This window comes from Paraburkholderia dipogonis, from assembly GCF_042680985.1.
Taxonomy (GTDB): domain Bacteria; phylum Pseudomonadota; class Gammaproteobacteria; order Burkholderiales; family Burkholderiaceae; genus Paraburkholderia; species Paraburkholderia phytofirmans.
The window spans coordinates 48,664-69,980 of record NZ_JBHUFR010000007.1; the positions used below are offsets into that span (position 1 = coordinate 48,664).

The following is a 21,317-nucleotide window of genomic DNA, read 5'->3' on the forward strand; positions in this document are numbered from 1 at the left end:
CCGCGAAGGAAATCATGTCCGCAGTCCCGTCCGTCACAGCCGATCAACACGCTACGCTCGAAGCTCGCCTTGCGCGCTTTCCGGCGCAGCAGATCCGGCTGGCCTCGCAACGCGCGGTGAGCTATCGCGAAGCGGATAGCGCCGACAGTAGCGCGTTGCCGCTCGTGCTGCTGCACGGTATCGGGTCGGGCGCGGCGTCGTGGGTGCAGCAGTTCGAGGGACTCGGCACGACGCGCCGCGTGCTGGCGTGGGATGCGCCGGGTTATGGCGCATCCACGCCGGTCGCGGCCGAATCGCCCGCCGCCGCCGACTACGCGAGCGTGTTGCAGGAGTGGCTGGACGCGCTCGGCATCGAACGCTGCGTGCTGCTCGGCCATTCGCTCGGCGCGATCATCGCCGGGGCGTTTGCGGTGGCGCACCCGCAGCGTGTGGCGGGTTTGCTGTTGTTGTCGCCGGCTGGTGGATACGGCGCGGCATCGGCGGAAGTGCGTGATACGAAGCGCGATCAGCGTCTTGCCATGCTGAACGAACTGGGCCCGCAAGGCCTCGCTGAAAAACGCAGCACCAACATGCTGTCCGCTCACGCGAGCGACGAAGCGCGCGCATGGGTGCGCTGGAACATGTCGCGCGTGATCCCGCACGGCTACGCGCAAGCCACGCATCTGCTCGCCAACGCCGATCTCGCTGGCGACCTCGCGCGTTTTAAAGGCCGCATCAACGTGGCCGTCGGCGCCGACGACACTATTACGACGCCCGAAGCCTGCGAGCGACTCGCACTGGCCGCGGGCACCAAACTGCAGGTCGTGCCTCGCGCGGGTCACGCCGGCTATATCGAAGCACCCGCCGCGTACACCGCGATCATCGACACGTTCTGTCGCACGAGCGACGGACAACGGAGCCAATGAATGACGCCCGACACTGCTCACGCCGAGCGCGACGCGGACGAAGACCGCAACGACACCACCGGCGACACCGCCTACCGCGTGCCCGGTCTCGAACGCGGTTTGAAGATTCTCACGGAGTTCTCGCCACGCGAGCCGGTTCTCGGCGCACCGGAATTATCGAAGCGCCTGAAGATTCCTCGTACGACGGTGTTCCGTCTGTTGCAAACGCTCGAATCGCTCGGCTTTCTGGAGCGTGCCGACAAGGACCGCAACTATCGCCTCGGCGTCGCGGTGCTGCGGCTCGGTTTCGAATATCTGAGCTCGCTGGAACTGACCGATCTCGGTTTGCCGATTATCGAAGCGCTGCGTACCGAAACCGGCCTGACGAGTCACATCGTGATTCGCGATGGACGCGATGTCGTGTTTGTCGCCAAAGCGCAAAGCCACACGCCGATTTTCAGTTCGGTGAAGGTCAATGTGGGCACGCGTCTGCCGGCTTACGCCACGACGCACGGCCAAGTGCTGATGGGCGACCTCACGCTCGACGAGCTGAAGAAGCTCTATCCCGAGCCTGAGCTCGAACGCTTCACGAAGCAGACGCCGATCACCGTCGACGACCTGTACGAACGGATTCGCGACGACGCGCGGCGAGGTTTCGCGATCAGCGAGTCGTCGTTCGAACGCGGTATTTCGGTGGTGAGCGCGCCGGTGCGCAACGACACAGGCCGCATCGTCGCCGTGATCACGACCACGATTCCGCGTCACGAGATCGACGCGTCGCTGCTCGACAGCGGCCTGATCGACAAGGTCCGCCGCGCGGCCGACGAACTTTCGCAGCGGCTCAACTATCGGCCGAAGGGTGGCGCGAAGTCGGGCAGCAATTACATGAAGGCATTGGGGCTCTGATGATCCAAATCGACTTGACCGGACAGGTAGCGGTGGTGACGGGCGGTTCGTCCGGCATCGGCCTCGCGACTGCCGAACTGTTTCTGCGGGCGGGCGCCTCGGTCGCGATCTGCGGCCGCGACACCGAACGTCTCGCGCAAGCGGAAACCGCGCTGAAGGCGCAGTTCCCGCAAGCGCAACTGCTCGCGCATCGCTGCAACGTGCTCGACGCCGACGAAGTGAAAGCGTTCGCGGAAGCGGTGCAGACGCGTTTCGGCCGCACCGACATGCTGGTGAATAACGCCGGCCAAGGCCGCGTGTCGACTTTCGCCGACACCAGCGATGAGGCCTGGCGCGAAGAACTCGACCTGAAGTACTTCAGCGTGATTCGCCCGACCCGCGCGTTTCTGCCGATGCTGCGCGACGCCGCGAACCCCGCTGTGGTTTGCGTCAACTCGCTGCTGGCGCTGCAACCCGAGCCGCACATGGTCGCGACTTCATCGGCGCGGGCCGGCGTGCAGAACCTGCTCAAGTCGCTCGCGGTGGAACTCGCGCCGCAGCGCATCCGCGTCAATTCGATTCTGATCGGCATTGTCGAATCGGGTCAATGGCGCCGCCGTTACGCGAAAGAAGCGCAGCCGGGCCAGAGCTGGGAAGACTGGACGGCGGAACTGGCGCGCAAGAAAAATATTCCGCTAGGCCGCTTCGGTCGCCCCGAAGAAGCCGCTCAAGCACTCTTTTATCTGGCTACGACGCTGTCGTCTTACACGACGGGCAGTCATATCGATGTTTCTGGAGGCGTTGCACGACATGTCTAACAAAACCACCGTTGGCGAACTGATCGCCGCCTTTCTCGAGCAATGCGGCGTTCAAACCGCATTCGGCGTGATCTCGATCCATAACATGCCGATCCTCGATGCGATCCACAATCGCGGCAAGATCCGCTACGTCGGCGCGCGCGGCGAAGCCGGCGCGGTGAACATGGCCGACGGCCTCGCGCGTGTGTCCGGCGGCCTCGGCGTTGCGTTCACCAGCACGGGCACGGCGGCGGGCAACGCAGCGGGCGCGATGGTCGAAGCGCTAACCGCCGGCACCGCGCTGCTGCACGTCACCGGTCAGATCGAAACCGAATACCTCGATCAGGACCTCGCGTATATCCACGAAGCACCGGATCAATTGTCGATGCTGTCGTCGATTTCGAAAGCCGCATTCCGCGTGCGTTCGGTCGAGACCGCGCTGCCGACCATCCGCGAAGCCGTGCGCGTGGCGCTGACAGCGCCGAGCGGCCCCGTGAGCGTCGAGATTCCGATCGACATTCAGGCCGCCGAAATCGAATGGCCCGCCGATCTCGCCGCGCCGCACATCACGACGCTCACGCATTGCAAGCAGCGTGTCGCGCAACTCGCCGATTCGCTGGCAACGGCCAAGCGCCCGCTGCTGTGGCTGGGCGGCGGCACGCGCCACGCCACAAAGGCGGTTGAGCGGCTGGTGGCGCTGGGTTTCGGCGTCGTGACCAGCGTGCAGGGTCGCGGCGTGTTGCCGGAAGATCATCCCGCGACGCTCGGCGCGTTCAACGTGCACACGGCGGTCGAGAGCTTCTACAAGACGTGCGACGCGCTGGTGGTGGTCGGTTCGCGTCTGCGTGGCAATGAAACGCTGAAGTACAAGCTCGCGTTGCCGCAACCGCTATATCGCGTCGACGCCGACGCGCTCGCCGACAACCGAGGCTATCGCAACGAGATGTTCATTCACGGCGATGCATCTTCGGTGCTCGAAGAACTGGCGACGCTGCTCGAAGGCCGTATCAAAGTCGACCCGACGTTCGCACAGGATCTCGCTGCCGCACGCGAAAGCGCAGTCGCCGATGTGGGCAAGGGCCTTGGCCCGTACAAGCGTCTCGTCGATGCCTTGCAAGCCGCAGTGGGCCGCGACTACAACTGGGTGCGCGACGTCACGATTTCGAACAGCACGTGGGGCAACCGCATGCTGAAGATTTTCTCGCCGCGTGCGGGTGTTCATGCGCTCGGCGGCGGCATCGGCCAGGGCATGCAGATGGGCATCGGCGCGGCGCTTGCGGGCAGCGCGGCGAAGACCGTTTGCCTCGTCGGCGACGGCGGCTTGATGGTCAACGTCGGCGAACTCGCGACGGCCGTGCAGGAAAACGCCAACGTGATGATCGTGCTGATGAACGACCAGTGCTACGGCGTGATCCGCAACATTCAGGACGCGCAATACGGCGGCCGCCGCTGCTACGTCGATTTGCATCAGCCGGATTTCGCGCAGTTCTGCGAGAGCCTCAAGCTCACGCACTACCGCATCAAATCGCTCGATCAGGCCGACGCGATCATTCGCGAAGGCATGGCGAAGACCGGCCCGGTGCTGGTCGAAGTGGACATGCTGTCGGTCGGCTCGTTCGCCACCGCGTTTGCCGGCCCGCCGGTCAAGGAACAGGAGCCGGAACATGCGTGATGCGGGCTACGCGGGGCATCACGCACCCGTCGACGTCGCGATGATCGGCTTCGGCGCGATCGGCCAGGCAGTGTATCGCTCGGTCGCCGCCGATCCGACCGTGCGTGTGTCGCACGTGATCGTGCCGGAGCGCCACATGGCTTCGGTGCGTGAAGTAGTGGGCGACTCGGTGGATGTCGTGGCCTCCGTGTCCGCCTTGAGCAGCCAGCCGCATTTCGCGCTGGAATGCGCGGGACATAGCGCGCTGGTCGATCACGTAGTGCCATTGCTGAAAGCCGGCACGGACTGCGCGGTCGCCTCGATCGGCGCGCTGTCCGACATGTTGCTGCTGGACGCATTGTCCGCTGCCGCCGATGAAGGCGACGCCACGTTGACGCTGCTCTCCGGCGCGATTGGCGGCGTGGATGCGCTGGCCGCGGCCAAGCTCGGCGGTCTCGACGAAGTGCTGTACACCGGCCGCAAGCCGCCCACGGGCTGGCTCGGCACGCCGGCGGAAGAGCTCTGCGATCTGCATACGCTGAACGAAGAGAAGGTGATTTTCGAAGGCAGCGCGCGCGAAGCGGCGCGGCTGTATCCGAAGAACGCCAACGTGGCCGCGACGATCGCGCTGGCGGGCCTCGGTCTGGACCACACCACGGTTCGGCTGATCGCCGATCCGAACGTGACGCGCAATGTGCATCGCGTCGTGGCGCGCGGCGCTTTCGGCGAGATGTCGCTCGAAATGTGCGGCAAGCCGTTGCCGGATAACCCCAAGACGTCCGCGCTGACCGCGTATAGCGCGATGCGTGCGTTACGCAATCGCGCGGCGCGCTGCGTGATCTAGCGCACCCGTTAAGCCATTAGCTGAAGCAAACTGGAATGACCGACATGACTCACTTCGATACCAGCCTCGTGCCCACCGGCGATATTTTCATCGGCGGCGAATGGCGGCAAGGGCGTGGCAACCCGTACACAAGCCTGTATCCGGCGGATCAGTCGGTCAACATGGAAATCTCGACGGCCAATGCCGACGACGCCCGCGACGCCGTGGAAGCCGCGGATCTCGCATGGCGCCGCGCGGACTGGTCGGGTTTGAAGCCGCATCAACGCGCGCTGATTCTGTACCGCATCGCCGATCTGATCATGGCGCGTCACGAAGCGCTCGCGCAATTGCAGCGCCGCGACAACGGCAAGCCGATCGGCGAAACGCGCGTACTGGTGGCGAGCGCCGCGAACACGTTCCGTTATTTCGCAGCCTGCCTCGAAACGCTCGACGAAGAAGTCACGCCCTCGCGCGGCGATTATCTGACGATGAGCATCTACGAGCCGATCGGCGTGATCGCCGCGATTACGCCGTGGAATTCGCCGATTGCTTCCGACGCGCAGAAACTGGCACCGGCACTCGCGGGTGGCAACGCGGTCGTGTTGAAGCCGGCTGAAGTGGCGCCTTTGGTCTCGCTGGCATTGGCGCGCATCTGCGAAGAGGCTGGTGTGCCGAAGGGCGTTCTAAGCGTCGTGCCGGGCAAAGGCTCGGTGATCGGTGACGTGCTTGTACGTCATCCGCTGGTGAGGAAGGTGTCGTTCACGGGCGGCACCGAAGTGGGCCGCGGCATCGCGCGCATCGCGGCGGACAAGCTAATGCCGGTCTCACTCGAACTGGGCGGCAAATCTCCGACCATCGTGTTCGACGACGCCGATCTCGATCACGCAATCAACGGCGTGCTGTACGGCATCTTCAGTTCGTCGGGCGAAGCGTGCATTGCGGGTTCGCGTCTGTTCGTACAACGCTCGATTTACGACGCGTTCATGAAGCGTCTCGCGGAAGGCGCGCGCAAGCTGCGCGTGGGCGATCCGACGCGTGCTGAAACGCAAATGGGTCCGCTGATTACGGCGGCGCATCGCGAAACCGTCGAGCGTTATGTCGCGCTTGGCCTCGAAGAAGGCGGCCGCCTGTTGTGCGGCGGCGAGCGTCCGGTCGGCGATGGCCGCGAAGCCGGCACCTACTTTCAGCCGACGATTCTCGAAGGCCTCACGAACAACGCCCGCATCTGCCAGGAAGAAATCTTCGGCCCGGTGCTGGTGGCCATGCCGTTCGACGACGAAGCCTCGCTGCTGAAAGAAGCCAACGACAGCGTGTTCGGCCTCGCCGCCGGCATCTGGACGCGCGACTACAAGCGCGCGTACCGGATTGCCCGCGCGCTCGAAGCCGGCACCATCTGGATCAACACCTACAAGCTGTTCTCCATCTCGACGCCGTTCAGCGGCTGGAAAGAGAGCGGCATGGGACGCGAGAAAGGCCGGCTCGGCATCCGCGAATACATGCAACAGAAAAGCCTCTACTGGGGCTTGAACGACGCGCCGCTGGCGTGGGCGAATTAATACGCAAGAGGCACGTTATGACGATTCTCGGCATTGAACAGATTATTTACGGCGTGACGGATCTGGCCACCTGTCGCCGCTTTTTCGCGGACTGGGGCTTGAAGGAAGTCGCGCACGACGAAACCCAGGCACGTTTCGAGACGCTGAACGGCTGCACGATTCTCGCTGTGAATGCGAATGATCCCTCGTTGCCGCCCGCATTTGAAGAAGGCCCGACGCTGCGCGAAGTGACGTGGGGTGTGGCCACGAAAGCCGAACTCGATGAACTGCGCGGCCGCTTCGCCGGTCAGCCCGGCCATTTCGAAACCGACGACGCAGTCGGCTGCATCGACCCGAACGGCATGGCGATTCGCGTGGAAGTGACCCGCAAGCGCGCACTCGACATTCACGGTTCGCCGTCGAACGTGTGGGGCCAAACGCTGCGCGTCGATCAACCGTCGCCGATTTACGAGCGTGCGGAACCGGTCGAAGTGGGCCACGTAGTGTTCTTCACGAACAAACTCGCCGAACAGGAAAAGTTCTATCAGGAACTGCTCGGCTTTGAAATGTCGGACCGTTATCCCGGCCGTGGCGCGTTCATGCGCTGCGCACCGCACGGCGGTCATCACGACATTTTCCTGCTGGCCCTGCCCAACGGTAAGCGCGGCCTGAATCACGTCGCGTTCACCGTGCGCGATATCCACGAAGTGTTCGGCGGCGGCATGCATATCAGCCGCTGCGGTTGGGATACGCAACTCGGGCCGGGGCGTCATCCGGTTTCGTCGGCTTACTTCTGGTACTTCCAGAATCCGGCGGGCGGGCTGATCGAGTATTACGCCGACGAAGACCAACTCACGCCCGACTGGCAGCCGCGCGATTTCGAGCCGGGTCCGACGGTGTTCGCCGAATGGGCGATCGACGGCGGCATCGACGGCAATACGCGGCGCCAGAAAAACGCGAAGGCGCCGGAAGGCAAGTTCATGACGGAGCGAAAAAATGACTGACGCTGCTGCTGCAAAGGCGCAAGCCGCCCATGCCGGACTGGAAGCACCGCGCACGATCGTCGTGATCGGCGGCGGCCAGGCGGCTGGCTGGGTCGTGAAGACCTTGCGCAAGGAAGGCTTCGACGGCCGTCTTGTGATGATCGCCGACGAAGTGCATCTGCCCTACGAACGCCCGCCGCTCTCGAAAGCGGTGCTGGCGGGCGAAGCCGATATCGACACCGTGCGGCTCGTGAAGCCCGACGACTTCGAGGCGCTGAATGTCGAAGCATGGCAGCCGGATTGCGCAACGTCGATCGATCGCGAGCAGCGCATCGTGCGCACGCAGTCTGGCCGCGAAGTGCAATACGACCGACTGGTGATCGCCACCGGCGGCGCGGCGCGCAAGCTGCCGGAGTCGCTTGTGAAGACCTCGCACATTGCCTATCTGCGTACGCTCGACGAAGCCGTCGCTTTGGGTGAACGGCTGCGCGCCAGCAAGCGCGTGCTGGTGGTGGGCGGCGGCTGGATCGGTCTCGAAGTCGCGGCGACCGCGCGCAAGCTCGGCGTGGACGCAACCGTGGTGGAAGGCGCCCCGCGTTTGTGCGCGCGTTCGTTGCCGCCGATGGTGTCCGGCTTCCTGCTCGACCTGCATCGCGCGAATGGCGTGGACGTGCGTTTGAACGCTTCGCTCGTATCGCTCGCGGATCATCCGAACGACGCCAATCGCATTCGCGCCACGTTCGCGGACGGCTCGACGCTCGACGCAGATTTCGCGGTGGCCGGCATCGGTCTCACGCCGCACACGGCGTTGGCGCAAGCCGCGGGCGTCAAGGTGGACGACGGCATCGTGGTCGATCATTTCGGCGCCACCGACGACCCGCGCATTTTCGCGTGCGGCGACGTCGCCAATCATCCGAGCGCGTGGCTCAAGCGCCGCGTGCGGCTCGAGTCGTGGGCCAATGCGCAGAATCAGGCGATTGCCGCCGCGAAGGCATTGCTCGGCACCTTCGAACCGTATGCGGATATTCCGTGGTTCTGGTCCGATCAGTACGACGTGAATCTGCAGATTCTCGGTGATATTCCCGGCGATGCACAACTGGCCGTGCGCGGCGATTTGCCGGGCAAACGCGCCACGCTGTTCCATCTGGAAGACAGCGCGATTCGCGGCGTGATCGCCATCAATACGCCGCGCGAACTGAAACTGTCGCGCAAATGGATGAACCAAGGCCGGACCATCGACCTTGCCACCCTGACCGACGCCTCAACGGCACTTGCCTAACCACATCTACGGACGGCACAACGGCATGAGAACCATCGACAACACCATGGGGGACCGCAGCAGCGCCGGTGTCTCAGGCCCTGTAACGCGGGGCTCGATCATCGCGCGTCTGGAGCGCTTGCCCAAGAACGCGATGCAGGTGCGCGCGCGTATCCTGATCGGTCTCGCGACGTTCTTCGACGGCTTCGACGTGATCGCGATCGCGGCGACGTTGCCGATCCTGATCGCAAAGTGGCATCTGACGCCGTGGGAAATCGGCTTTCTGATCGGCTCGGGATCGGTCGGCCAGTTGATCGGCGCGTTCGTTTTCCCGTGGTACGCGGAACGCAAGGGCCGGGTGAAGGCGATTGCGCTGAGCTCGGGGATCATCGGCATCACTAGCATTGCGTGCGGTTTTGCGCCCACGTTTGCGGCGTTCGTCGTGTTGCGCGTGATTCAGGGGCTTGGGCTTGGTGGCGAATTGCCGGTGGCCGCGACCTACATCAACGAGATCAGCCGTGCGCATGGCCGTGGCCGTTTCGTGCTGCTGTATGAAATCGTTTTCCCGGTCGGCCTGCTTGCGTCGAATGCGTTGGGCGCGTGGATCGTGCCGCGTTTCGGCTGGCAAGCCATGTACTTTATCGGCGGTATGCCGTTGATTCTGTTCTTCGTGCTGCGCAAACTCGTGCCGGAATCGCCGCGCTGGCTTGCTGAACGTGAACAGATGGCTGACGCGGATGCGGCGGTGCATGTGTTCGAGCGTGCGGTCAAAGGTCCGCTTCCGCCGGTCACGCACTCGGCTGAATTCGAAGCGATGGCCAATCGTCATCCGAAGCGCCGAATGGGCGATCTGTTCGGCCCCGCGTATCTGAAGCGCACGCTGGCCGTGGCGATGTTGTGGATCACGTGCGGCTTCATTCAATACGGTCTCTCGACGTGGCTGCCGACCATCTATCGCACGATTTATCACGCGCCGCTGCAACTCGCGTTGAATCTGGCGGTGGCCGCTTCGGTGCTCGGCGTGGTGGGTTCGCTGACTTGCGCGTTGCTGGTGGATAAGGTGGGGCGTAAGCCGATTATCAATCTGTCGTTCGTGGCGTGTGCGATCTCGCTGCTGCTGGCGGGCGTGTTTCACGATTCGTCGGTGTATGTCGTGGCGACGTGCTGCGCGTTCTCGTTGGGCTTTCTGGCGTGCGGGTTCATCACGGCTTATGTGTACACGCCGGAACTGTATCCGACGAGTATCCGCGCGATGGGCTGCGGCGTCGGCGGCGCGTGGCTGAAGGTGGCGGCGATCTTCGCGCCGGCTATCGTGTCGAAGACGATGATCGGCGGGAATTTGCAGGTTGCGTTTTATATTCTCGCGGCTGTACCGTTTCTTGCGGCGGTGGCGGTGCACTTTCTTGGGATTGAGACCAAGGGGAAGGTGCTGGAGCAACTGGAAGCCTGAGAATTTCGCGCGGTTCGAGTTTGGTGGGCGGTTGATGTTGTAGTACCGCAATTAGCTGGGGGACGAGGGGCGCACTGGGTGGTGTGCCCCTTCGTTTTTTTGGGGGCGTGGTTTACCGCGTTGCCTGTTGCGTTTCCCGCCGCCGCTTGATCCCGTCAATAACCCAGATACTCATCAACCCCGCGCTCACACAAGCGATGATGTCCGGCTTATAAATCGCCAGCGCCATCCACACGAGGTTCGCATATCCGCGGAAAAACGCCGGTATCGCGTTGCGCATATCGTTCCAGCGCGTCGTCGCCAGCACGCCGCCGGCTGCCGACATCACCGTAAATAGCGCCCACGCCAACTGCGTCGCGCGCACTTCGCGCTGCAGCAGCAACACGATTAACGCTGCGAATCCGGCAAACCACACAGGCACGCAAGCCCAAAAAAACCGCGGCCGACGCGCGGTCCATCCGCGCCATTCCGCCTGCGAAAACGAAAAGAAGAATGCGAACAGCACACCGTGCGCATAAGGCATCAGCCACGCATGCGAATCCGTGGCGATCCAGTGGCCCGCAAAACCCAACGCCGTCGCGCTGAATGCGGCGAGTATCGCGAGTTCCTTGACGGGCGGCCAGCCGTGAATCAACGCGGCCCAGATCGTACAGACGCCCAGTGTAGCCATCGCGATCGATGTCGAACGGCCGGTGCCGTCATCGCACAGTGCAAAGGCGGTCGCGCCAAGCCACACCGGAATCCAGCCATAACGCAGCCAGCCGATCGAGCGCAACGCCTGCAGCCGCTGTTGCTGCGGCTCGGACAGCAGCACGGCCGTGGCGGCGACCGCCGTCAAGGCGAGCATCAGCGTCGACAGAAAAATGCCCAACTGAGCCGGCGACCACTGATCGAACCACCTGTTGCTGTTGGGGTTCAGCGAAGCGTCGGCGAACAGCAAACCGCACCACGCGGTCAATGCGAGCGCCGGACCAAACAGACGGCCCGCGCCGACGCGGAATTTGAGGCAACGTCCCCAGAAATCAACTTTCTCGGCGTCGAGCCGCAGTCGTACGACATTCGGATGGTAGCGGCCAAGAGCAGTCAACAACTGCTCCATCTCGGCGCGCACGCCGGCACGAAGCAATGCGCGCGCGCCGGCCGTCATTGGCGGCAGCGGACCTTCGAGCAATGCCATCGCGTTCGTGAAGCGCAGGCGCAGCGCGTCGTAGTCTTCATCGGCGAATACGCGGTTCAAGGCGAGCGTGGCGATGGCCGCGTTGCGACGCCGCAGATGCGTGGAATTTTCCCGCCAGCCGAGGACCGCGCTCAGGTTCATGCGCAGCGTAGCGGGCGTGTCCTCGTTCAGACAATGACACAGTGCCTGCCATTCGAGTTCGTCGCGCGTCGCAAGGTTGACGACGGCGGCGAATAGATCCTGCAGCGAGCGGCGCGACTCGAGGTCGTCCGCTTGCGCGATGAAGTTGTGCCAGAGTTGGACGGCGGTTTCAAAGGCATCGGGTTCTCGAGTGGCGGCCTGGCCTTGCGCAGTGTCGATCGTGGCACGGGAAGTCGCGGGCGCAAGTTCACACGCCTGCGCGGTTTCGACTAACACCGCGGGTTCAGCGTCAGACACGTTCGCTGCCGACGCAGCGTCTATGTCCTTCGCGGCCGCACCGTTCGCCATCTGCAACGCCGACTCATACGCATAGCGCAGACGCTGAAACGCCTCGGCATCTTCATCCGGACGTTGTTGTTTCAACAGCCGTGCATAAGCGCGACGCACTGCACGCTCGTCGGCATCCGATTCGATGCCGAGCACGTCCCACGGCCAATGATTGCTGGAGATCGTATTCATGGCCGCTCAGTAAGTCACATGCACGTCGAAACGGTCCAGCAGTGCGCCGAGTTCGCCGCGCGCCTGCGCGATTTCGTCGGCGTCCTGGCGCTCGATCAGTGTCTGGAAGCGAGCGATATGCGCCGCCAGATATTGCCGATGATCGCCGAGCGTTTCTTCATAGACACGATCGGCGCGCGTCAACAGCGTGCGGTTCTCGAGTTGATCGCGTGGGTGAATCTTCAGCGCGCTCAGTGCCGCGAGACGCTCGCGGATTTCCTCCGGCGTCATCACGCCGGGATTCTCTTCGATCACCATCGCGCGCTTGATGCCGCCTGGGAACGCCGTGGCTTCCACTTCCAGCACGCCGTTGATGTCGTAAGTGAAGCGCACATCCGCGCCCGCTTCGCCCGCTGCCTTGAGCGGCACTTCCAGCGTGAATTCTCCGAGCGCAACGTTATCCGTGGTCAAACGCGCTTCGCCCTGAAACACCTTGATGCTCAACATCTGCTGACGGTCGCGCACCGTGAAAATGCGCTGCATGCGGCTCACCGGAACGATCGTATTGCGCTCGATGATCGGCAAGAAGTGACCCGGCACGAACTGCGCCGGCCCCACCTGCATGGCCGTGTCGATGCCGAGGCTATAGGGCGCGACATCGGTCAACACTATTTCGTCGAGTCCGGCATCGCGTCCGACGAGGCCGGCCTGCACCGCCGCGCCGAGTGCGACCACTTCGTCCGGATTCAGATGTCCGGCGGGCAGGCGGCCGAACATCTTCGAGACCAGCTTGCGGACCATCGGCATGCGTGACGCACCGCCCACCAGGATGATCTCGTCGAGCGCGGCGACGGCGATCTTCGAATCACGCAATGCGCGTTCCACCGGTTTGCGTAGCCGTTGCAGCAAATGCTCGCAGGTGCGCTCCGCGGCGGCTGCATCGAGTTCGAGCACGTGCTGGTTGTCGTCGATCGTGAGTTCGAGCGTGACGCTGTCGACGCCGTTCTGCGTGAGTTGACGTTTCGCGCGTTCGGCCTGCTGATGCAGCCGTTGCGCGGCAACCGGCGTAAGCGATTGAAGCTTCAGCCCGTTACGCTGGCAGAACAATTCGACCAATGCGTCGGTGAAGTCTTCACCGCCCAGAAAATTGTCCCCAGTGCTGGCGCGCACTTCCATCACGCCTTCGAAGAAGTCGAGTACGGAGACGTCGAAAGTGCCGCCGCCCAGATCGAAGATCAGGAACTTGCGCTCGCTGTCGCGTTGATGCACGCCATACGCCAGCGAGGCCGCGGTCGGTTCATTGACGAGGCGCAGTACATTGAGGCCGGCGAGTTCGCCGGCGATGCGCGTGGCTTTGCGTTGCGCGTCGCTGAAATAGGCGGGTACGGCGATCACGGCGTCGCTGACGGTTGCGCCGAGAAAGGCTTCGGCATCGGCCTTCAACGACTTGAGCACCAGCGAGGACAATTCTTCGGGACGCAGCGTTTGCGTGCCGAGCGACACGGCGCGGCTCGTGCCCATGTAGCGTTTGAAGTTGGCGGCGGTGCGCTCGGGATGCGTATGCAAGCGGTCGTGAGCGGGTCGGCCGACGAGAATCGAGCCATCGCCGTCGATGGAAACGCACGAGGGCGTGAGCGTTTCGCCTAACGCGTTCGGGATGAGCACGGCGCGGTCGTTGCGCCAGATTGCCGCGAGACTATGCGTGGTTCCAAGATCGATGCCGATGATCGAAGGCATGTACAGTTTCCGATTCGTTTGCGCCCCTCCATGAGGAGATCGCCCAAGGTTTCGCCGATGAACCGCGTGGAGCCGGGTGTGGCTCCGTCCAATGGCGATAACGGCAGACCGCACGCAAACTTGAGCGGTGCGCGTCTGGAAGGTGGCGAGAATCGGACTGGACGATGCGCGACGCGTGGTGGCCGCGCGATCGGTCGAACGTCAATAGGCGACGCGCGGCGTGGGCACGCGGCACGGCGAGACGAACTGGCAGCGTGCTACGCGAGCTTGCCGTGCGCCATCACAACGCTTTGCGATACACCACGAAGCCTGAGCGGTCCGCAACCTTGTCGTAGAGCTTCATCGCCGTCTGATTCGTTTCGTGCGTCTGCCAGTAAACGCGCTGCGAACCATCGGCTTTGGCGCGCTCATATACCCCTTGGATCAATGCGCGGCCGACGCCTTTGCCGCGCTCGCTGTCGAGCGTGTACAGGTCTTGCAGGTAGCAGATTGGTCCTTTCATCGTCGTGTGACGGTGATACAGGAAATGCACGAGGCCGAGCAACTGGCCGTTGCGTTCGGCGACCATCGCATGCATCGGCTCGTAGCCGTCGAAGAAACGTTCCCACGTGATTTGCGTGATCTCGCGCGGCAACGCGGTTTCGCCCGAGCGGCCGTAGAACGCGTTGTAGGCGTCCCAGAGTGGCAGCCATGCGTCGAAGTCGCCGGGGACGACGGGACGGATCTGAATCGAATCGGACATGTGCGGTTCCTTAGTGAGTGAAGACTGCCAATCCGTCAGCATAAGAAATTCGACGCGCCATTGTTAGCTCCACGACACGGCCGAAATTTGGAGCCACGAATGGACGATGTGGAGTGCGGTGCCGCAGGAGCTCGCTATGCCGATGGATAGCAAACCGCACTCAGTACGAACGCTGCTTGATACCCCAGCGCCCGTCCTGCCACGTCACGATCCAGACGTTGCGATGCTGGGTGATGATCGAACCGTCCGCGCGATTGCGCGAATACACCACACGTAGGTGCACTTTGCGCGGGCTCACCAGCACCACATCCTGTTCCTGATACGCAGTGTGATGCCACCCCGTAGCGCGCGTCAGATCGTCGAAGAAGCCGGCGGGCAATTGCCCCGGCCGTTCCCAGATCACCAGTTCTTCGCCCGAGAGAATGACGTGCGGAAAGTGCAAATGCGCGTCCATGCCGCCGAGATCGCGCGCGTTGAAGCAGGCGGTAAAGCCGTCGATGCAGGCGAGCGCGGCGAGCGTCATCGCGGTTTCGTCGATGCCGTCCTGCGGCGGGATGAACAATGCGTTGGCGTCAGTCATCGTTACGTATAGGAACGGACGACCGTTCAGACCGTCTCGGCTCTGAGCCAGCGCGCGAGGGTGGCGTTGTCGTCCGTCTCCAGCGCCTCAGCGATTCGCCGTCCTACCGCCGCGCCGAATTTGTAGCCGTGTCCGGAGCAAGCCGACACCACCAGCGTGTTGCCGATGCGCTTCGAAAAGAAGCGGTTATCCGCGGTGAACGTGTAAGCGCACGTTTTTACTTCGGATACCGTATATTCGTCGATCCGGCCGAACGGCGGTGAAAACAGCCGCCGCAAACGGTCGCCTTCACCAGGCGCCGCAACACGATTCGCCTCGGGGTCCGGCGTGAGCGTTTTGTTGACGCCGGCGCCAAACTTCAGACCAATGCCGTCGAGCGGCGGCAGCACATAGCCGTCGCTCGCGCCGCCGATATCGACGATCGCGGGCGCCTTCGACCACGCGTCTTCCAGATCCACAGGCGGCTCCAGATAGGCGACGGTGTTGCGGTACGTCATCAGGTTCTCGGCAAGCGCGGGAAACAGCTGCGCCGTCCATGCGCCCGCGGTGACCACGAGCCGGTCGGCGCGTACGATCTCGTCGTTTTCGATTTGCACGGAAGCGGCGGTCGGATCGACCGCGTGCACCTTGGTGTGCATACGAATGTCGGCGCCGCGCATCTTGAGCCACGCCTTCATATCGCGTGCAATGCGTTCGCTGAAAAGTGCGCCGCCGTCGTGATCGAGGTAAGCGTAACGAAACGTCGCTGGATCGAGAAACGGGTAGCGGGCCGCTGCGTCGAGCGGCTCGAGCCGTTCGTACTCGAATCCCATCCGGTCGAGGCCGGTGCGGAACTGTTCGGCGCCATCGCCTGCGAATTGCGAAATGCCGAGCACGCCGCAATTCGCATAATGGGACACGCCGAGATCGTTCCATAGCAGGTCCCAGCTATCGAACGCCTCTTCGATGCTTCGCGCATAACCATCCGCATCGCCGTATGCGCGACGAATCATGCGATGCCGGTCGCCCGATGCGGCGAGTGGATTTGGAATCGAGCCCTGCTCGATCAGTGTGATGTCATGTCCCTGTTTCGAGAGCGACCACGCCGTGCTCAAACCGGCGATGCCCGCGCCTACGATTGTTACCCGCATGCCAACTCCCCCCGAGTCGATGTTCTGGGCCAGAGTCTATCAGCGGGAAAAAAATCAGTGCGCGTTACGTGAATTTTTGCGCGAGTCGGTCGAGGTGAACAGGCGATTCAACAGGCGGTGGTCTCCGCGCGCCGCCGTGTCAATGTTTGCGATTCAAAGTGTCGCGAAGCTGGTTGCGCACTTTTTTCGCGGCAAAGAGCGGCACGTAGTCGAATACACGCGCATCGTGCCGATAGCTGGCCAGGGTGTCTGCGTACATCTTTGAGACCGTTTCCGCGGGCGTGTCGGTTTCCTCGGCGATGCTTTTCACTAATTCGTCTACGTTAGGCTCGGGCTGCGACATAGATCTCTCCAAAGATGCAGGCAGGTTGGACAGCTAGTACACGGACAACAGGAGTTTCATTACAGGATGCGATGCGCACCGATGCCAATTGAATCGGTCTATCGCCTGATTTTTTTTCACAGAGATTTTTGTCTTGCGATGCGGCAAAAGCCCGCGCAGCGCGGCCGAGCAAAAAATCAATGCGTGTGCCTGTGGTGGATGTCCGGGAAATGCGCATGCGCGTGCGTCATGGGTGCATGGCGGTGCACATGGGTGTGCGGCTCGTCGCCGTCCCACGCGAAGTCATGCTCGTGCTGGTGATGCGCGTCGTGCCGGTGACGATGCGAGTGCTCTAGCGGATCGTGCGTGTGCGGATGTTCATGACGTTCGCGAATGTGCAGCCACACGCCCAGCGCCATCAGCGCGGCGGCGACCCAGAAGAGCGGCGGCGGCAGTTGCGGCCATAGCAGCCATGACAGGGTCACGCCGAATAGCGGCGCAACCGAGAAATAAGCGCCGGTTCGCGCGGTGCCGAGATTGCGCAGCGCGACCACGAACAACACCAGACTCACGCCGTAGCCGGCAAAGCCGGTGAGCATGGCGAGCGCGACGGTCGAGAGCTTCGGCCAGGCGGCGCCGAGGGTGAGCGCGAGCGCCACGTTGACCGAACCGGCCACAAGCCCTTTTACGCAGGCGATGAATATCGCGTCGTGCGCCGACACCTTGCGCGTGAGATTGTTGTCCACCGCCCAGCACGCGCAGGCGCCGGCTAGCAGCAGCGTGCCCGGCGGCAGTCCCGCTGCGCCCGGTTGCCAGGCCAGCGCCACGCCGCCCGCGACGATCGCGGCCATGCCGAGAAACACCCGCACGTCGACGTTCTCGCGAAACACGATCCACGCGATCAATGCGGTGAATACGCCTTCCAGATTCAGCAGCAGCGAACCGGTGGCGGCCGGCGTCGTTTGCAGACCCAGCATCAATAGAGCGGGCCCTGCGACGCCGCCGGCCGCGATCGCGCTGGCCAGCCAGGGGATTTCGCGTGACGGGAAACGACTGTGGCCGGCCGGCTGGCCGCCGTCGCCTTTGAGCCGGCGCGCCAGTATCACCGTGGCAAGGCCGCAACCGCTGCCGAGGTAGAACAGTCCGGCAAGCAGGAACGGCGAGAGCGAGCCGAGCAGCGCTTTGGCGAGCGGTGTCGTCGCGCCGAACAGGGCGGCGGCAAGCAAGGCGGTGAACGGGGCGTTGAAGCGGATCGACATGTGGAAATTCGTATGGGAGGAGGCGCTGCAGACACGATAACGCCAACCGGATCACGCCGCTTGTAAGCCGGTCGTAAAGCGCTGCTGAGCAGCAGGTCGGCCAGTGGAGCGACGAAAGCGTCCAGTTTAGGCGAATATGGTCGCCTAAACTGGACGGCCAGAGCAGCGCAACGTTGCGCGTGCGCGAGGTGGTGGTCGAGCACGCCTTGCCGGTGGCTGCGTGTTCTGACGCGAATCAGCCGTGTCGATTCATAGGCGCCGGGCGCATCCAGACAGCCCTGTCGAACGTAATACGTTTATTGCCGCCACACGTTCGAGGCCGCCGCCATGCGCCGAGTTGTCCATGCCATTGCCACTGCTGCCGCAACTGCCGTTGCGTCGGTGCTGCTGTTATCGCTCGCGGCTTGCTCCAACGATCCGCCCAATCCCAACCCGCGTGCGAGCGAGCCGCTCTCCACCGTGCCCGTCGACTTGCCGCGCTATATGGGCCGCTGGTACATCATCGCGAACATTCCGTACTTCGCCGAGCGCGACATGGTGGCGAGCCGCGCCGAATGGACACTGCGCCAGGACGGCAAGATCGACGATTCGTACTACGCCCGCAAGAAGCGCTTCGACAGCGAGGAAAAGCACTACCAGTTTCTCGACACGCCCGTGCCCGGCAAAGACGGTGGCGAGTGGAGCGTGCAGTTGTTCTGGCCCATTCACGTGACGCAACTGACGCTGTACGTCGACTCAGACTATCGCTACACGATTCTTGGTTATCCGGGCAAAAACCTCGGCTGGATTTTTTCGCGCGAGCCGGACATGAGCGACGACACGTATCGGGCCTTGCTCGCACGGCTCGATGCGATGGGCTACGACACATCGCGTTTCAGGCGCGTGCCGCAGCGGCCGGATCAGCTGGGCAAGCCCGGTTTCGCTTCGCCGGGCGACAAAGACTAGTCGACGCGTCGCGCGCATCCGATGCAGCTGCCGCAGCGTATAACCCGCATCGCCATCGAACTAGGAAACCATGTCGCCGCTTGCCGTTGCCGTGATTGCCCTGATCGGACTCGTCGCGATTTTCAGCGCGGTCTGGGCGTGGCAATTGAAGAGCGAAAACGCCGGCATGGTCGATCCCGTCTGGGCATATTCGCTCGGCCTCGTCGCGGTGCTCTACGCGGTGCTCGGCACCGGCGACCCCGGCGCGCGCGCGTTGACCGCGCTCGGCGGTTTGATCTGGGGCGTGCGGCTTGGCACGCATCTGTGGAAACGCAATGCCGGCAAGCCCGAAGACGCGCGCTATCACCGCTTCCGCGAAGAATGGGGCGATAAGGCGGCGAGCAGGATGTTCTGGTTTTTCCAGTTGCAAGTCGTGATTTCGATGCTGCTCTCGATCGCGTTTCTGGTGCCGTCGTACCGCGGCACGGCGCCGGCTATTGAGTGGGGCGTGCTGGCCGTCGTGGTGTGGATCGTTTCCGTGGCTGGTGAAGCCGAGGCCGACCGCCAATTGCAAAGCTTCAAGGCCGATCCGGCCAATCGCGACGCGGTGTGCCGCGTCGGCTTGTGGCGTTACTCGCGGCATCCGAATTACTTCTTCGAATGCGTGCATTGGGTCGCTTATATCGCGTTGTCGATCGGCACGCCGTGGGCCTGGTTCACGCTGCTGCCGCCGGTGCTGATGGCGTTTCTGTTGCTGAAGCTCTCCGGCATTCCGTTGCTCGAAGAAAGCATGGCAAAGCGGCGCCCGGGTTACGCCGATTACATGCGCACTACCAGCGCGCTGATTCCGTGGCCGCCGCGGCGTTGAACAGGCGACCACGGCGCACGCGCGCATTCGAAAAGTCCAGAATAACGACAGGGAGTCAGCCTCATGAGCGCATCCACTACCGACCACACCTTACCGCCGTCGCCTGTCGAGCCCAGTGATGGCTGGCTCATTCAAGGCTGCGAACGCGGCTGGCTGCCGGACAGCGTGATTCGCTTCGGCATGCGTCAATTGATGCGTCAGCGTCTGCGCGACGAAGCAGCCAACAACGGCGAGTTGCGCGCGCAACGGCTCAACCGTCTGCTCGACGATCTGCGCGCGAGCCCCATCGCGATTGAAACGCAGGCCGCCAACACGCAGCATTACGAGGTGCCGGCGTCATTCTTCCACGCGCACCTCGGGCCGCATCTGAAGTACTCGTGCTGCCTGTATCCGACCGGTGGGGAGTCGCTCGCACAAGCCGAAGCGGCCATGCTCGAACGCTATGCCGAGCGCGCGGAACTCGCCGACGGTCAGCGGATTCTCGACCTCGGTTGCGGCTGGGGTTCGCTGTCGTTGTGGCTGGCGGCGCGTTATCCGAATGCGCGGATCGTCGCGCTATCGAACTCGCATGGGCAGCGCGCGTTTATCGAAGCGCGCGCGGCGCAGGCGGGTTTGCACAACCTCTCGGTTGTGACGGGCAACATCGTCGATTTCGAATTCGACGATGCGCAGCTTGGCTGCGGCTTCGACCGCGTAGTGTCGATCGAGATGTTCGAGCATATGAAGAACTACGGCCTGCTGCTCGCGAAAATCGCGCGCTGGATGCACGACGACGCGAAGCTGTTCGTGCATATCTTCGCGCATCGCACGCTGGCGTACCATTTTCAGGTGCAGGACGGCAGCGACTGGTTGTCGAAGTACTTCTTCACTGGCGGTACGATGCCGTCCGAGGCGCTGCTGCTCAATTTCCAGGACGATCTGCGCGTAGAGCGGCAGTGGTGGGTGAGCGGCACACATTACGAGCGCACGGCGAATCATTGGCTCGCCGCGCTCGATGCGGCGCGCGACCGGGTGATGCCGATGCTCACCGACACCTACGGCGCGCGCGATGCGGCAGTATGGCTGCAACGGTGGCGCATGTTCTACATGGCCGTGGCCGAGTTGTTCGGCTACGCGCATGGGAACGAATGGGGCGTTGGGCATTATCGGTTCGTCAAGCGCTAGAGGGCGGCCCGCTGCTTCCCTGATGCGCGAGCCGTGACGCGATGCGCCGGCCGCTTTTCACGGTGCTTTTACGCTTGTCTCGCTGTTGCGCGGCCGTCTCCCGGATGCCGCGCGACGATTTATCGCGTCGGCAGGAAACTGCGCAGTCACCCCCGCATCAAACCTTGGACGCATCCCGGGGTACGCCGCAGCAACTGCAATGACGTCGCGCTCGTCATTTGCCTATGGCTGTAATCGCCCCGCCCGGGATCGCCGCTGACTTGATGCGCATGCAACCAACGGCCGGCTCGACGGAGGCCTAATTCGCCCGCGCTGATCTCGCGGAGTGGCGCACTAGTCGGCGCACATTCAAGGTGCAACGGCCTCGCTCAACCCGCCTGCACGAAATAATCTGAAACATAGTTTTAAGCGCCCGGCGGAATAAAGCGTCACACTGGGGCGTTTGCCTATACTGCGGCGCATCGGGATGTGCTATTGCCTCGCCGGATTTTCAAACAGCTTTCGCAGCC

19 protein-coding genes are annotated in these 21,317 nt (G+C 63.2%); 12 read left to right on the top strand and 7 right to left on the bottom strand.

Annotation, left to right across the window (positions count from 1 at the left end; genetic code table 11):
* The first annotated feature begins 14 nt into the window (after positions 1–14).
* Genes ACFSNN_RS09000 through ACFSNN_RS09040 form a run of 9 tightly spaced genes read left to right on the top strand, consistent with a single transcriptional unit; the run spans position 15 to position 10,266 of the window.
* Entirely contained in the window at positions 15–905 is an 891-nt protein-coding gene (locus ACFSNN_RS09000; protein ID WP_134461175.1) for an alpha/beta fold hydrolase, read from the top strand.
* Positions 906–1,790, top strand: coding sequence for an IclR family transcriptional regulator (locus tag ACFSNN_RS09005; protein ID WP_208949545.1), 885 nt, complete (start codon positions 906–908; stop codon positions 1,788–1,790). It abuts the gene before it with no gap.
* Positions 1,790–2,587, top strand: coding sequence for an SDR family oxidoreductase (locus tag ACFSNN_RS09010; RefSeq protein ID WP_134461172.1), 798 nt, complete (start codon positions 1,790–1,792; stop codon positions 2,585–2,587). The genes ACFSNN_RS09005 and ACFSNN_RS09010 overlap by 1 nt, the downstream gene beginning before the upstream one ends.
* Positions 2,580–4,238 carry a thiamine pyrophosphate-binding protein gene (locus ACFSNN_RS09015; protein ID WP_134461169.1) on the top strand — a complete coding sequence of 553 codons (1,659 nt, stop codon included), beginning with the start codon at positions 2,580–2,582 and terminating at the stop codon, positions 4,236–4,238. Before ACFSNN_RS09010 ends, ACFSNN_RS09015 begins: the two co-directional genes overlap by 8 nt.
* Positions 4,231–5,061 carry an aspartate dehydrogenase gene (locus ACFSNN_RS09020; RefSeq protein ID WP_134461166.1) on the top strand — a complete coding sequence of 277 codons (831 nt, stop codon included), beginning with the start codon at positions 4,231–4,233 and terminating at the stop codon, positions 5,059–5,061. The genes ACFSNN_RS09015 and ACFSNN_RS09020 overlap by 8 nt, the downstream gene beginning before the upstream one ends.
* A 44-nt stretch (positions 5,062–5,105) precedes the next feature.
* On the top strand, positions 5,106–6,596 hold the full coding sequence (locus tag ACFSNN_RS09025; RefSeq protein ID WP_134465518.1) for an aldehyde dehydrogenase: 1,491 nt from the start codon (positions 5,106–5,108) through the stop codon (positions 6,594–6,596).
* A 17-nt stretch (positions 6,597–6,613) separates the two neighbouring features.
* Positions 6,614–7,579, top strand: a complete 966-nt coding sequence (locus tag ACFSNN_RS09030) for a VOC family protein (protein WP_012428852.1) — start codon at positions 6,614–6,616, stop codon at positions 7,577–7,579.
* Complete coding sequence (locus tag ACFSNN_RS09035; RefSeq protein WP_134461163.1) at positions 7,572–8,837, top strand: NAD(P)/FAD-dependent oxidoreductase; 1,266 nt, start codon at positions 7,572–7,574, stop codon at positions 8,835–8,837. Before ACFSNN_RS09030 ends, ACFSNN_RS09035 begins: the two co-directional genes overlap by 8 nt.
* A 25-nt stretch (positions 8,838–8,862) precedes the next feature.
* A complete protein-coding gene (locus tag ACFSNN_RS09040; RefSeq protein WP_134461160.1) occupies positions 8,863–10,266 on the top strand; it encodes an MFS transporter in 1,404 nt (467 codons plus the stop codon).
* Positions 10,267–10,378: 112 nt separating this feature from the next.
* Here the strand turns inward: ACFSNN_RS09040 and ACFSNN_RS09045 are convergent, their stop codons facing one another.
* The 7 genes from ACFSNN_RS09045 to ACFSNN_RS09075 form a co-directional block, all read right to left on the bottom strand.
* Positions 10,379–12,103 carry a J domain-containing protein gene (locus tag ACFSNN_RS09045; protein ID WP_134461157.1) on the bottom strand — a complete coding sequence of 575 codons (1,725 nt, stop codon included), beginning with the start codon at positions 12,101–12,103 and terminating at the stop codon, positions 10,379–10,381.
* 6 nt (positions 12,104–12,109) lie between these two features.
* Entirely contained in the window at positions 12,110–13,819 is a 1,710-nt protein-coding gene (locus ACFSNN_RS09050; protein WP_134461155.1) for a molecular chaperone HscC, read from the bottom strand.
* 280 nt (positions 13,820–14,099) lie between these two features.
* On the bottom strand, positions 14,100–14,561 hold the full coding sequence (locus tag ACFSNN_RS09055) for a GNAT family N-acetyltransferase (RefSeq protein ID WP_134461152.1): 462 nt from the start codon (positions 14,559–14,561) through the stop codon (positions 14,100–14,102).
* A gap of 160 nt (positions 14,562–14,721) precedes the next feature.
* The gene (locus ACFSNN_RS09060) at positions 14,722–15,141 is read right to left on the bottom strand and encodes a hypothetical protein (protein WP_134461150.1); all 420 of its coding nucleotides are present in this window, start codon (positions 15,139–15,141) and stop codon (positions 14,722–14,724) included.
* Between the two features lie 26 nt (positions 15,142–15,167).
* The gene (locus ACFSNN_RS09065; protein ID WP_134461147.1) at positions 15,168–16,271 is read right to left on the bottom strand and encodes an NAD(P)/FAD-dependent oxidoreductase; all 1,104 of its coding nucleotides are present in this window, start codon (positions 16,269–16,271) and stop codon (positions 15,168–15,170) included.
* A gap of 139 nt (positions 16,272–16,410) precedes the next feature.
* Complete coding sequence (locus tag ACFSNN_RS09070) at positions 16,411–16,614, bottom strand: DUF3562 domain-containing protein (protein WP_134461145.1); 204 nt, start codon at positions 16,612–16,614, stop codon at positions 16,411–16,413.
* Between the two features lie 176 nt (positions 16,615–16,790).
* Positions 16,791–17,852 carry a DMT family transporter gene (locus ACFSNN_RS09075; RefSeq protein ID WP_134461142.1) on the bottom strand — a complete coding sequence of 354 codons (1,062 nt, stop codon included), beginning with the start codon at positions 17,850–17,852 and terminating at the stop codon, positions 16,791–16,793.
* Between the two features lie 327 nt (positions 17,853–18,179).
* On the opposite strand from ACFSNN_RS09075, the gene ACFSNN_RS09080 reads away from it, so the two are divergent.
* The 3 genes from ACFSNN_RS09080 (at position 18,180) to ACFSNN_RS09090 (ending at position 20,808) form a co-directional block, all read left to right on the top strand.
* On the top strand, positions 18,180–18,797 hold the full coding sequence (locus ACFSNN_RS09080) for a lipocalin family protein (RefSeq protein WP_134461139.1): 618 nt from the start codon (positions 18,180–18,182) through the stop codon (positions 18,795–18,797).
* 70 nt (positions 18,798–18,867) lie between these two features.
* A complete protein-coding gene (locus tag ACFSNN_RS09085; RefSeq protein ID WP_134461136.1) occupies positions 18,868–19,644 on the top strand; it encodes a DUF1295 domain-containing protein in 777 nt (258 codons plus the stop codon).
* A gap of 63 nt (positions 19,645–19,707) precedes the next feature.
* Positions 19,708–20,808, top strand: coding sequence for an SAM-dependent methyltransferase (locus ACFSNN_RS09090; protein ID WP_134461133.1), 1,101 nt, complete (start codon positions 19,708–19,710; stop codon positions 20,806–20,808).
* The last annotated feature ends 509 nt before the right edge of the window (positions 20,809–21,317 follow it).